The sequence below is a fragment of the Streptomyces sp. NPDC034111 genome (assembly GCF_055575375.1).
In genome coordinates this window covers 132,479-144,751 of the sequence record NZ_JBVIST010000012.1, presented here as the reverse complement: position 1 = coordinate 144,751, position 12,273 = coordinate 132,479, and the positions used below count along the sequence as shown (strand labels likewise).

Sequence of the window (12,273 nt, the reverse complement as noted above, 5' to 3'; positions counted from 1 at the left end):
CCGATGGCCGGTGGCGCGCGGCCGGGCGGTGCGGGACCGCGTCCGGCGTCCGACCGGGATCCCGGGCTTCAGCCGGAGCGGACCAGGCTGGCCTGGCGGCGTACCACGCTGTCCGCCACGGCGGTGGCGGTGCTGGCCGGCCGGCAGTTGCTGGAGAGTGCGGCGCCGGGGCCGGTGGAGGTGGTCCTGGCGGTGCTGATGGGGCTGCTGTGGCTGGCGTTTCTGGCCGTTGCGCACCGCCGGATGCGGGCCATGGCCACCGGCCGCCCGCCGGATCTGCCGCCGCGGGCCGCCCTGCTGCTGGTCGGCTGCACGCTGGCGCTGGCGCTGGGCGGTGGGATGCTGCTGGTGCGGCCGGGGCACTGACGGCGGACCCGGCTCCCGGTGCGGGGTGCCGCGGGGTACCGTAACGCGACCCCGGTACGGACCAATTCCGGTCCCTTCGGGGGAGCGTGACGGGACATCACACGGAGGGCAGCACCCGCATGGGCGACACCAGCGCAGGAACCACGGCGGAGCCGTACCTCACCGAGCTCGCCGCCGGTGTCCATGCCTTCATCCAGCCGGACGGCGGCTGGTGCCTGAACAACGCCGGCTTCGTCACCGACGGGGACACCACCCTGCTCGTGGACACCGCCGCCACCGAGCGCCGGGCGCGGCTGCTCCAGCGGCGGATCGCGGAGAGCGGCGCGCCGGCGCCCCGCGTGGTGGTCAACACCCACCACCACGGCGACCACACCTACGGCAACGGCGTCTTCGCGCCCGAGGCGACGGTCATCGGGCACTCCGCCTGCCGCCGCGAGCTGCTGGCCGCCGGGCATCAGCTGCATGCGGTGTGGCCGCAGGTGGAGTACGGCGACATCCGGCTCACTCCGCCGACCGTCACCTATCAGGACGAACTCACCCTGCACGTCGGGGACATCGAGGTGCGGCTGCTCCACCCGGGCGTGGCGCACACCACCGGCGACACCCTTGTCTGGCTGCCGCGGCAGCGCATCGTCTTCACCGGCGACCTGGTCTTCCACGGCGGGACCCCGTTCATCTTCATGGGGTCGCTGACCGGTTCGCTGCGGGCCCTGGAGCGCTTGCGTGCGCTGGACGCGACCACCGTCGTGCCCGGGCACGGGCCGGTGACCGGCCCCGAGGTGTACGACGGGATCGAGCGCTACCTGGAGTTCGTCGGCCGGCTGGCCGAGGAGGGCCGGGCGGCCGGGCGTACGCCGCTGGAGGTGGCCCGGGAGGCGGATCTCGGCCCGTTCGGGGAGCTGGCCGAGAGCGAGCGGCTGGTGGCGAACCTGCACCGGGCGTATGCGGAGCTGGCGGGCGGGGAGCCGGGCGCGCCGCTCGATCCGATGGCGGGGTTCGGCGATATGACGGCGATGAACGGCGGGGTGCCGGTGGCCTGTCACGCGTGAGGGCCGGGGGCACTGTGCGGTGCTGATCCGTCGGAAAGGGTCGCAGGCCGGCCCTGTGGCGTGGCGGAAAAGTCTCGCCTCGGCGCTCGCGTGACCGATGCCCCATGCTTCGGCACTGGACTCCATACCGACTAGTCGGCATGATCGGGGCAGCGATCGACCGACCGATGGACCGTCCACTCCGTACGGAGGAGCACGATGAGCAAGAGCACCCCTCCCCCGCCGGCACCGGACCGGGAGGATCCCCCCGGTCTCGACCTGGCCCGCCTGCGCGCGCATCTGGACCGGGAACGGCCGGGGCTGGCCGGCGGGCCGCTGCGGGCGCAGCTGATCGAGGGCGGGCGCTCCAATCTCACCTACCGGGTCACCGACGGCTCCTCCTCCTGGGTCGTGCGCCGGCCGCCGCTGGGCCATGTGCTGGCCACCGCGCACGACATGCGGCGCGAGCACCGGGTGATCAGCGCACTGCACGACACTCCGGTGCCGGTGCCCGGGACGCTGCTGCTGTGCGAGGACGACTCGGTGATCGGGGCGCCCTTCTATGTGATGGAGCTGGTCGAGGGCACCCCGTACCGTACGGCGGCGCAGCTCGCCCCGCTCGGCCCCGAGCGCACCCGCTCCGTGGTGCTCTCCCTGGTCGACACCCTGGTGGAGCTGCACGCCGTGGACCCGCAGGCGGTCGGGCTGGGCGACTTCGGGCGCCCTGAGGGCTTCCTGGAGCGCCAACTGCGGCGCTGGGGAAAGCAGTTGCAGGCCTCCAAGAACCGGGAGCTGCCGGGGATCGACGAGCTGCACGAGGCGCTGGGCCGGGCGCTGCCCGCCTCCCCCGCGCCCACCGTCGTGCACGGCGACTACCGCCTCGACAACGTCCTGGTCGGCGCCGACCACACCATCAATGCCGTACTCGACTGGGAGATGTCCACGCTCGGCGATCCGCTGACCGATCTCGGACTGCTGGTGATGTACAGCTCGGACCTGGGCCTGCCCGAGTCGCCGGTCAGCACCACCAGCGGTGCGCCGGGCCACCCCTCCCCCGACGAGCTGATCGCGCGCTACGCCCGCCGCTCCGGCCGCGACACCTCCGCGATCGCCTGGTACACCGCTTTCGCCTGGTTCAAGCTCGCCGTGATCCTGGAGGGCATCCACTACCGCTTCACCCTCGGCCAGACCGTCGGCGCCGGGTTCGACCGGATCGGCGAGCTCGTCCCCGTGTTCATCGACCGCGGACTCACCACCCTCAAGGAAGGCTGAGGCACCATGGACTTCGCATTCGACGCCCGTACCGAGGAGCTGCGCGCAAGGCTCCTGACGTTCATGGACGAACACGTCTACCCGGCCGAGCGGACCGCGGATGAGCAGCGGGCCGCCCTCGCCTCGCCGTGGGACACCCCGCCGGTCGTCGAGGAACTGAAGGCCGAGGCGCGCCGGCAGGGGCTGTGGAACCTCTTCCTCCCGGACGAGGAGCACGGCGCCGGGCTGACCAACCTCCAGTACGCGCCGCTGGCCGAAATCACCGGCCGCAGCCCGCAGTTGGCGCCGACCGCGCTGAACTGTGCGGCGCCGGACACCGGCAACATGGAGGTGCTGGCGCAGTTCGGCAACGAGGCGCAGAACAAGCAGTGGCTGGAGCCGCTGCTGGCGGGTGAGATCCGGTCGGCGTTCGCGATGACGGAGCCGGAGGTGGCCTCGTCGGACGCCACCAACATCGAGACGCGGATCGTGCGGGACGGCGACCGGTACGTCATCAACGGCCGTAAGTGGTACATCTCCGGGGCGATGAACCCGCTGTGCCGGATCTTCATCGTGATGGGCAGGACGGCGACCGGCGAGGGCCCTGACGCCACCGACATCCGCCGCCAGCAGTCGATGATCCTGGTCCCGCGCGACACCCCCGGTGTGGAGGTGAAGCGGGCCATGCAGGTCTACGGCTACGAGGACCACTACCACGGCGGCCATGCCGAGGTGGTCTTCCACGACGTACGGGTGCCGGCGGGCAACCTGATCGGCGAGGAGGGCAGCGGCTTCGCCATCGCCCAGGCCCGGCTGGGCCCCGGCCGGATCCACCACTGCATGCGGCTGATCGGCATGGCCGAGCGCGCCATCGAGCTGATGTGCCGCCGCGCGGTGTCCCGTACGGCCTTCGGCAAGCCGCTGGCCCAGCAGGGCGTGGTCCAGGAGTGGATCGCGGACGCCCGGGTGGCGGTGGAGCAGCTGCGGCTGCTGGTGCTGAAGACCGCCTGGCTGATGGACACCGTCGGCAACAAGGGCGCGCACACCGAGATCCAGGCCATCAAGATCGCCACCCCGCGCACGGTCGTGGACATCCTCGACAAGGCGGTCCAGCTGCACGGGGCGGGCGGGGTCAGCCAGGACTTCCCGCTGGCCGAGCTGTGGGCGGCGGCGCGCACGCTGCGGCTGGCGGACGGCCCGGACGAGGTGCACCAGCGGTCGCTGGCGCGGCGTGAGCTGAAGCAGTACCTGTAGGGCGGCTTCCCTGCGGATCCGTCCTACGGGCGCAGTGCCCGCAGCAGGAGGTCGGCCAGGTGGTCGGCGACCTGCTGCGGGCTGAGGGGGCCGTCGGGGCGGTACCAGGTGGACAGGTGGTGCACCGACCCGAAGTGGTAGTCCACGACGAGGTCGGCGGGGGTGGCCGTGGAGAACACGCCGCTGCGCTGTCCCTCCTCGATCAGCGCCCGGAACCGCTCGTGGTAGCGGCGGCGTTCGGCGCGTACCTGCTTGTTCTTCTCCGGGCTGAGGTGGTGCATGGAGCGGAAGAAGATCGACGCGTCGTCGAGGTTCTCGATGGTGGTCACCACGACATCGGCCGCGGCGTCCCGCACCCGCTTCTCGACCGGCTCGTCGGCGTCCGCGAACGCGTCCAGCCGCTCCTGCTGAAGGCGCAGCACACGGGCGTACACCTCCTGGAGCAGGTCCTCCTTGGAGCCGAAGTAGTGGTAGAGCGCGCCCTTGGTGACGCCCGCCGCATCGACGATCTCCTGGACGGAGGTGCGGTCATAGCCCTGCTCCGCGAAGAGCTTGGTGGCGGTGGCCAGCAGCCGCCGGGCCACCGGCTTCGCGCCGCCGCTGCCGTTGCCGTTGCCGTCCTTCGTGCCGGCCATCGCCCTCACCTGTCCTTCGTCGTACGTCATGCGCGGTGGCGCAGCTCCCGTCGCAGGATCTTGCCACTCGTGGTCTTCGGGAGCTCGGCCAGGATCTCCACCTCACGGGGATATTTGTACGCGGCGAGCCGTTCCTTGCAGTACGCGGCCAGCTCGTCGGGCTGCGGCGTGGCGCCGGGCCGCAGGCTGACGTACGCCTTGACGGTCTCACCGCGGTAGGCGTCGGGCACCCCGACGACCGCCGCCTCGCGCACCGCGGGGTGGCTGTAGAGCACGTCCTCGACCTCGCGGGGCCACACCTTGAAGCCGGCGGCGTTGATCATGTCCTTCTTGCGGTCGACGACGTAGAGCCAGCCGTCGGTGTCCATGAAGCCGATGTCGCCGGTGCGCAGTTCACCGTCCGGCAGGGCCTCGGCGGTGGCGTCCGGGCGGCGCCAGTAGCCGGGGACGACCTGCGGGCCGCGCACCGCTATCTCGCCCTGTTCGCCGAACGGCAGGTCCGCGCCGTCCTCGCCGATGATCCGGACGACCGTGTCGGGCCCGGGCACCCCGACGGCGAGCGTCCCGGAGACCTTGTCGACCGGGGCCTGCTTGCCGGGCGGGACGCTGGCGCAGGGGGCGGTGCACTCGGTGAGCCCGTAGCCGTTGTGCACGTAGGGGCCGAAGTCGGACCGGAACTTCTCGACGAGGGCGGGCGGCAGCGGCGCGCCGCCGGAGGAGAGGGTGACGAAGGAGGCGAAGTGGTCGCGGGTGACGCCGGGGTGGGCCATCAGCGCCATGTAGGCGGTGGACGGGCCGACCGTGTAGGCGGGGCGGTGCTCCAGGAAGGCGTCCAGGACGACGCCCGCCTCGAAACGGTAGGCGAGGGCGAGGGTGCCGGCGTTGGCGAAACAGGCGGCCAGTTCGCAGACCATGCCGGTGATGTGGAAGAGCGGGGCGAGCGCGAAGTAGGTGGCGCCTTCGGGCAGGCCCAGGCCGGTGCGCTGGCGTTCGGCGTTGAAGGAGATGTTGCCGTGGGTGTTGGTGGCGCCCTTGGGGGTGCCGCTGGTGCCGGAGGTGTAGCTGATCAGCGCGATGTCGTCGGCGGTGAGCTCCGGGCCGTCGGGGACCATGGGGGCACCTCCCACGCCCTTGAGGCGGTGGGGGAGGATTTGGCCGCCGGCGCGGGCGACGGCCAGCAGGTCCTCGGCGCCCTCCTGCGGCCCGGGCGTGTCGAAGCGCAGCACCCGCGCGTCATCCCGGGTCTGGAGCTCCTTCTCGCAGGTGGTGAGCGCGATCCGGACGGACGGCGCCTCGGCGGCGGTGGTGCGCAGGAAGCCGTCCCAGGTGCGGTCGGCGCAGAGGACGGCGGTGACCTCGGCGTCGTCCAGGATGTGCCGCACCTCGGCGGACTTGTACATGGGGTTGACGGGCACGACCACGCCGCCGGCCTTCCAGACGCCGAGCAGCGCGAGCACGAAGTGCGGGGTGTTCTGGAGCATGACCGCGGCCCGGTCGCCGCGGTGGAAGCCCTGCGCGGCGAGGTGGGCGGCGATGCCGTCGGAGAGCGCATCGGTCTCGGCGTAGGACAGCCGGCCGTCGAAGTACGCCAGCGCCGTACGGCCGGGGTCGGCGCGGACCGCGGTCCGGAAGGCGTGCAGGGCCGAGGGGGGCGGCTGTACGGGGGCGCGCTGGGCGTCGGTCAGCTGTGCCAGCCACGGCTTGTCCTGGTAGGAGGTCATCGGGTGCGGCCCTTTCTTCCTGCTCGCCAGATCATGCACTGCGGGGAACACCTGCGAAGAAGCGGGGTGGCGCCCGGGCCCGGGCCGTGCGCCACCCCCGTACGGACCGTCCTAGGAGCGGCCCTCGGCCTGCTCCAGCTTCCGCTGGAGGTGGTTCATCCCGCCGAGCCAGCGGTCGGGGTCGGCGGCCCGTGCGGTGTAGTACTCCGCGACCTCGGGGTGCGGCAGTACCAGGAAGCGGCCGTCGGCCATCGCCGCGAAGAGCGCGTCGGCGACGTGGTCGGGTTCGACGGCCGTGGGGGTCAGCACGAGCTCCCCGGCGGCCCCGGTGGCGGCCAGCATGTCGGTGCGTACGCCCTGGGGGCAGATGGCGTGGACGTCGATGCCGCGGTGCCGGTAGGTCAGCGAAAGCCACTCGGCGAAGGCGTAGGCGCCGTGCTTGGTGACGCTGTACGGGGCCGCGGCGACCATGGTGAGCAGGCCGGCTGCGGAGACGGTGGAGACAAAACGCCCACTGCCGCGCGCCAGCCACTCCGGCACCAGCTCGCGGGCCGCCCTGACATGGGCCATCACATTGACGTCCCAGGCCAGCGCCCAGTCGTCCTCGGGCGCGTCGGGCCCTCCGCCGGTGCCGACCCCGGCGTTGGCGCAGAAGACGTCGATGGCGCCGCCCAGTGCCTCGCGGGCGGCGGGGACGACGCCGGAGGCATCGCCGGGCACCGCGACCGCCCCGATCTCCTCGGCGGTCTGCCGGGCCTTCGCCTCGTCCAGATCGTTGACCACGACGCGGGCGCCCTCGGCCGCGAACCGGCGCGCCAGGGCGGCACCGATCCCCCCGCCGGCCCCGGTGACGACTACGGCCTTGTCCCGTACGGCTTCCACTGCTGGGTCTCCCTCGGTCGGATCGGCTCGGCCCAGGGCAGACTAACCAGTCGGTATGTCGGAGCGAAAGGGTGCGTTTGCGCCGTGGGAGGGCCGCGGGTGCGTGCCATGGCGAGGCCTGTTCCCCGGCGCCCCCGGGCGCGTTAGCGTGCACACGACACATATCCGGGTGATTCTCTGATCACGGAGGTGGCGGATGGCTCTGTCGAGACGCGCGCTGCTGGGGCAACTGGCGGCGACCGGAGCGGCCGGCGCGGCCCTGACCACGGCCGCGGCGCCCGCCCGGGCGGCAGGGCCGGTGGCCGGAGGGGGCCGGCGCCGGGTGCACACCGGTTTCGAGCGGCTGGCCGCCGACGGCTACCGCCTGCTGGACGGCCACCGGGTCGGCATCATCACCAACCCCACCGGGGTGACCCGGCAGGTGCGGCACATCGTGGACGTGATGCACGCCGACGAGCGGGTACGGCTGACCGCCGTGTTCGGCCCCGAGCACGGCTTCCGGGGCACCGCCCAGGCGGGCGGCTCCGAGGGCCGCTACGACGATCCGGCCACCGGACTGCCGGTCTACGACACCTACAACAAGAGCGGCCGGGAACTCGCCGGCATCTTCACCGCCTCCGGTGTCGACACCCTCGTCTTCGACATCCAGGACGTCGGCGCGCGCTTCTACACCTACATCTGGACGCTCTACGACTGCATGGTGGCGGCCGTGCTCGCCGGCAAACGCTTCGTGGTCCTCGACCGGCCCAATCCGGTCACCGGCCGCGCGGCCACCGGCCCGGTGCTGGACAAGGCGTACGCCTCCTTCATCGGCCGGGAGCCGATCGCACAGGCGCACGGCATGACGGTGGCCGAGCTGGCGCTGCTGTTCAACGGCGAGTTCGTGCCGCAGGCCGCCGGGGGCCCGGTCGAGCTGGAGACCGTCCGGATGACCGGCTGGCGGCGCCGCGACCTCTACGACGCGACGGGGCTGCCCTGGGTGCCCCCGAGCCCCAACATGCCCACCCCGGACACCGCCCTGGTCTACTCGGGCACCTGCCTCTTCGAGGGCACCAACCTCTCCGAGGGCCGCGGCACCACCCGCCCCTTCGAACTGCTGGGCGCCGACGGCATCGACCGCCACTGGGCCGAGGCCGCAAGCGAACTCGCCCTGCCCGGAGTGCACTTCAGGGAGGCCTACTTCACCCCCACCTTCTCCAAGTTCCAGGGCAGGACGATCGGCGGCGTCCAACTCCATGTGCACGACCGGGAGTCGTACGACCCGGTACGCACCGGCATCGCTCTGCTGGTGACCGCGAAACGGGTCTGGAGCGGTTTCGCCTGGCGCCCGGACAACGCCATCGACCGGCTGACCGGCTCGTCGACGGTACGGAAGATGATCGACGCGGGCGCGGGGGCGGACGAGATCGTCGCCGCCTGGCAGACCGGCCTCGCCGCGTTCCGTGCCGTACGGGCCCGCTATCTGCGCTACCCGGCGGGACCCTGACGGGACGGCGGACGGGCCCGTACGGCACCGGCCGGGTCACACTGCCGTGACCCGGCCCGGGAGGGCAGCCACCTCGCCGATGGCTGCCCCTGGGACATGGTGTCCGGCCGGTCAGCGGATGAGGTGGACGTCCAGCTGTGTCACGGTGTCACTGACGTTGGTGGCGTGCACATAGCCGTGGGCGGTGCGGTAGCGCCCGGTGCCTCCGGTGATCGCGAGGTCGATGTTGCCGGGGCCGGCGTTGGTGATGGTGAACCGGCCCTGGAGGGTGAGCTGCCCCAGGGGAAGGGCGAAGTCGGCCGCGCACTGGAGGTCGAACTCGTCCGCGGGCGCGGTCCGGGTAATGGTGCAGACCTCGCTGAAGGTGCCGACGGTGACGCTGCCGCGGCGCAGATTCCCGGAGACGACGAGTTCGTCCCCCTGGCTGGACCCTGACGAACCGTCCACATCGATGAAGTTGAACTGGGTCGTCTCCGCGACCAGCTGGAAGACTTCTTCTCCCGGCAGATGGCGTCCGCCTCCGTGGTCGGTGGCAGCCGACGCCGGGTGAGTGCCGACGAGGAGGGCCGCCAGAGCGGTGGCCGCGCCCAGACCGACATGCTTGAAGTAACGCACAGTTGGACTCCTGTGGGACTAGAGGAGAGGTTCACTGGCTTTTGCCGTGAGCGGTGAGACGTTCGGGCTCCGGTTCGGCCGCATACACGCCGGCCCCGCCGGTGCGAGCGATTCCCCGGCATGGACACCTAAGGGAATTTCGGTTCCTGCCACGAACGCGGAACCGGAATCGAGGCCGCGCGCCAGAAATGCAGCGGCGACCGCGAAGTAAAGGCGAACATGACACTCCCTTGAACAGACGGGACTTCGCATCCCGACAATGGAAATGCCTGCTTCGCCGTATGGGCTGACAGCGAGCAGATGACCGGCCATGAACCGCACCGGCTAAATGCACTCAGCAAATTGAGAGTACCGCCCCCGGGAAACCCTTTAAAGGCCGTTCAAAAACTCCGATACTCGGATAATCGCTTTAACCGGGAGGCACTCCGCGCCGCCCGCCGCACCCGGATCCGCACCGGCCGCGCCACGGCCTGCACCGTCGCGCCGGGGCGGGCGCGGGGCCCGCCGGAAGGTCTCTAGGCCGTAAGGGTGAAATCGGGTCACCACCCTATGCCGGGGGTGCGTCGCGATGGGTGAATCGACCCGTTCGCGCTATGGGCCGCCCATTCCGCTGCACGGACACCGGATCAGTCGTGCACACCGATCCCCGGGCGGCCCTCTCACGCAACCCTCCGCAGGTGGGTGACGGTCATCGGCCTGGGCGTTTCCGCGCAGGAGGCCTGTATGCGTCATCTCTCCCGGTCGTCGTCCCGCTCGGGCTCCCCCTCCGGTACCGGTTCCGGTTCCCCCTCCCCCGCCGGCTCCGGCAACGGCCCCCGCCGGTTGCCTTCGCTGACCGGGCTGCGTTTCACCGCGGCCGGCGGAGTCGTCTTCACACACAGCATGCTGCTGATCGACCCGCACCTCGCCGCGTCACCCGGCCCCGAGGTATGGGTGGGGGCGAGTGCGGTATCGCTCTTCTTCATCCTGAGCGGCTATGTCCTTACCCACTCCGCCCGGCCGGGCGACACCGCACGCACCTTCTGGCGGCGGCGGGCCGCCAAAATTCTGCCCGGTCATGTCCTTACCTGGTGTGTGGTGATGGTGGCACTCGCCTGCGTCGGTACGGCCGCGCACAATTCCGGTACGGTGGCCAACCTTTCCAGCCTTTTTCTGGTGAACACCTGGGTGCCCAGTCAGCGTTTCCTCTCCGCGGGAAATCCCGTTTCCTGGTCGCTGGCCGCCGAGATGTTCTTCTATGCGCTCTTCCCGCTCCTCCGGCCACGGGTCGAGCGGCTGACGCGTCGTGGACTGCTGATCGGCATGGGGATTGCCGTCGCCCTCGTCTGGGCCCTTCCGCTGCTGTGCACTTCGCTCAGCGACCCCGGCGGATCGTCCTTTCCCGGGTATTGGTTCGTGCACATGCTGCCGCTGTCCCGGCTGCCCGAGTTCGTCCTCGGCATGCTGGCGGCCCGTATCCATGCGACGGGCGTCCGGCTGCCGCGGATGGGCGCGCTCGCCGCCGGGCTGGGCGTCATCAGCACGATCGTGGTGAACAGTTCGTTCCTGCCGCACACCTATATGTACGCGGCCTCGACCGTGGCCCCGCTCGTGGTGCTGGTCCTGGCCGTCGCGGATCTCGACCTGCGCGGCAAACCGTCGCTGCTGCGCACCCGGCCGCTGGTCTTCCTCGGTGAGATCTCCTACGCCATGTACCTCGTGCACCTCCTGGTGCTGGGACCGGCGTATCTGGGTCTGACCCACCAGGGCTGGAGCGCCGTGGCGGCGGTGGCGGCCGCCCTCCCGGTCGTGGTCCTGGCCTCATGGCTGCTGTACGCCCGGGTGGAGCGGCCGTGCACGCGCCGCTTCTCCGCGCCGCGTGCCGCTCTCCGGGGGCGGCACCGCTCGCCCGGACGGGCGGCCGGACGGGGGTCGCTGTGAAGAGGACGCGCGGGACACGGCGGGCTCCCAGGGCCCGGACGGCCCGGAGTGAGCAGATCGCCGCCCGCCGCGCCCCCTACCAGGACGAGTTGAAGCACGGGCTGGAGCGGTTCTTCGAAGCCCGGCGCACCACCTGTCCCTGGTGCGGCTCCGCCCGGCTGGGCCGGCGCCTGCGCACCACCGCCGACCCCCAGGGCAAACCGGGAACCTTTGTGCTCGATCAATGCCTCGGCTGTGGGCATGTGTTCCAGAACCCGCGGCTGAGCGCGGCCGGGCTCGATTTCTACTACCGCGACTGCTACGACGGCCTGGGCGAGGCGACGATGGCGCGGACGGCCGGTTCGCCGCTCGCCGTCAGGCTCTACCGGTCCCGCGCCCGGGCGCTGCTGCCGTTCGGCCCCGCGGCGCGCTGGCTGGACGTGGGCACCGGCCACGGCCACTTCTGCGCGGAGGCCGGGAAGATCCACCCGGGTTCCGAGTTCCACGGGCTCGACCTGGGCGAAGGCGTCGAACTCGCCGAGCGCAACGGCCGTATCACCCGGGCCCACCGGGGCTCCTTCCCCGACCTCGCCGGCCGACTGGCCGGCCGGTACGACGTGGTGAGCATGCATCACTACCTGGAGCACACACTGGACCCGCGGCGCGAACTGGCCGCCGCGCACCGGGTGTTGCGCCCCGGCGGGCACCTCCTGATCGAAGTGCCCGACCCGCAGTCCGCGGCGGCCCGGCTGCTCGGACGGTGGTGGGGCCCCTGGCTCCAGCCGCAGCATCTGCATCTGGTCCCGCTGGACAACCTGCGCGGCGCACTGGCCGAGCAGGGCTTCACCGTCGTGGCCACCGACCGGCAGCAGCCCCATGTCCCCACCGACCTGACGTCCGCGGCGCTGAACGTGCTCAAGGCCGTACTGCCGGGCGAGGACCTGCCCTGGCTGCCGCGGAGTCCTGGCCCGTTCAGCCGGTGTGTCCGCGCCGTCTCGCTGCTCGCCGCCGTACCCGCCGTCCTCACCCTCTTCGCCCTCGACCTCCTGCTGGCGCCCCTCGCCCGGCGCACCCGGCTGTCCAACGCCTACCGGGTGATCGCCCGCAGGGCCTGACCCACCACGGCCGGCCGCACC

11 protein-coding genes are annotated in these 12,273 nt (G+C 71.7%); 7 read left to right on the top strand and 4 right to left on the bottom strand.

All coding sequences use genetic code 11. The features are described from left to right. Positions 1-3 precede the first annotated feature (3 nt). The 4 genes from ACZ55A_RS25060 to ACZ55A_RS25045 all read left to right on the top strand — a co-directional run bounded on the left by ACZ55A_RS25060 (position 4) and on the right by ACZ55A_RS25045 (position 3,899). On the top strand, positions 4-366 hold the full coding sequence (locus ACZ55A_RS25060) for a DUF202 domain-containing protein (RefSeq protein ID WP_468844083.1): 363 nt from the start codon (positions 4-6) through the stop codon (positions 364-366). 119 nt (positions 367-485) lie between these two features. Next, positions 486-1,415, top strand: a complete 930-nt coding sequence (locus ACZ55A_RS25055) for an MBL fold metallo-hydrolase (protein ID WP_468844080.1) — start codon at positions 486-488, stop codon at positions 1,413-1,415. A gap of 198 nt (positions 1,416-1,613) precedes the next feature. Beyond that, the gene (locus ACZ55A_RS25050) at positions 1,614-2,666 is read left to right on the top strand and encodes a phosphotransferase family protein (RefSeq protein WP_468844077.1); all 1,053 of its coding nucleotides are present in this window, start codon (positions 1,614-1,616) and stop codon (positions 2,664-2,666) included. A gap of 6 nt (positions 2,667-2,672) precedes the next feature. Further along, entirely contained in the window at positions 2,673-3,899 is a 1,227-nt protein-coding gene (locus ACZ55A_RS25045) for an acyl-CoA dehydrogenase family protein (protein ID WP_468844075.1), read from the top strand. Between the two features lie 23 nt (positions 3,900-3,922). On the opposite strand, the gene ACZ55A_RS25040 is transcribed toward ACZ55A_RS25045, so the two are convergent. The 3 genes from ACZ55A_RS25040 to ACZ55A_RS25030 all read right to left on the bottom strand — a co-directional run bounded on the left by ACZ55A_RS25040 (position 3,923) and on the right by ACZ55A_RS25030 (position 7,137). Further along, positions 3,923-4,534, bottom strand: a complete 612-nt coding sequence (locus ACZ55A_RS25040) for a TetR/AcrR family transcriptional regulator (RefSeq protein ID WP_468844072.1) — start codon at positions 4,532-4,534, stop codon at positions 3,923-3,925. 26 nt (positions 4,535-4,560) lie between these two features. Then, a complete protein-coding gene (locus ACZ55A_RS25035; protein ID WP_468844069.1) occupies positions 4,561-6,255 on the bottom strand; it encodes a class I adenylate-forming enzyme family protein in 1,695 nt (564 codons plus the stop codon). A 111-nt stretch (positions 6,256-6,366) separates the two neighbouring features. Further along, entirely contained in the window at positions 6,367-7,137 is a 771-nt protein-coding gene (locus ACZ55A_RS25030; protein ID WP_468844067.1) for an SDR family oxidoreductase, read from the bottom strand. Between the two features lie 196 nt (positions 7,138-7,333). On the opposite strand from ACZ55A_RS25030, the gene ACZ55A_RS25025 reads away from it, so the two are divergent. After that, entirely contained in the window at positions 7,334-8,623 is a 1,290-nt protein-coding gene (locus ACZ55A_RS25025; RefSeq protein WP_468844064.1) for an exo-beta-N-acetylmuramidase NamZ family protein, read from the top strand. Between the two features lie 111 nt (positions 8,624-8,734). Here the strand turns inward: ACZ55A_RS25025 and ACZ55A_RS25020 are convergent, their stop codons facing one another. Further along, entirely contained in the window at positions 8,735-9,238 is a 504-nt protein-coding gene (locus ACZ55A_RS25020) for a dirigent protein (protein WP_468844061.1), read from the bottom strand. Positions 9,239-9,961: 723 nt separating this feature from the next. Here ACZ55A_RS25020 and ACZ55A_RS25015 point away from each other — a divergent pair. Continuing rightward, positions 9,962-11,158, top strand: a complete 1,197-nt coding sequence (locus ACZ55A_RS25015; protein ID WP_468844058.1) for an acyltransferase family protein — start codon at positions 9,962-9,964, stop codon at positions 11,156-11,158. Next, positions 11,155-12,252, top strand: a complete 1,098-nt coding sequence (locus ACZ55A_RS25010; protein ID WP_468844055.1) for a class I SAM-dependent methyltransferase — start codon at positions 11,155-11,157, stop codon at positions 12,250-12,252. Before ACZ55A_RS25015 ends, ACZ55A_RS25010 begins: the two co-directional genes overlap by 4 nt. Positions 12,253-12,273: the final 21 nt, after the last annotated feature.

Excerpts from the sequence above, each read along its gene's own strand:
- ACZ55A_RS25060 (WP_468844083.1), top strand. The coding sequence starts at position 4 with ATGGCCGGTGGCGCGCGGCCGGGCGGTGCGGGACCGCGTCCGGCGTCC.
- ACZ55A_RS25055 (WP_468844080.1), top strand. The coding sequence starts at position 486 with ATGGGCGACACCAGCGCAGGAACCACGGCGGAGCCGTACCTCACCGAG.
- ACZ55A_RS25050 (WP_468844077.1), top strand. The coding sequence starts at position 1,614 with ATGAGCAAGAGCACCCCTCCCCCGCCGGCACCGGACCGGGAGGATCCC.
- ACZ55A_RS25045 (WP_468844075.1), top strand. The coding sequence starts at position 2,673 with ATGGACTTCGCATTCGACGCCCGTACCGAGGAGCTGCGCGCAAGGCTC.
- ACZ55A_RS25040 (WP_468844072.1), bottom strand. The coding sequence starts at position 4,534 with ATGGCCGGCACGAAGGACGGCAACGGCAACGGCAGCGGCGGCGCGAAG.
- ACZ55A_RS25035 (WP_468844069.1), bottom strand. The coding sequence starts at position 6,255 with ATGACCTCCTACCAGGACAAGCCGTGGCTGGCACAGCTGACCGACGCC.
- ACZ55A_RS25025 (WP_468844064.1), top strand. The coding sequence starts at position 7,334 with ATGGCTCTGTCGAGACGCGCGCTGCTGGGGCAACTGGCGGCGACCGGA.
- ACZ55A_RS25015 (WP_468844058.1), top strand. The coding sequence starts at position 9,962 with ATGCGTCATCTCTCCCGGTCGTCGTCCCGCTCGGGCTCCCCCTCCGGT.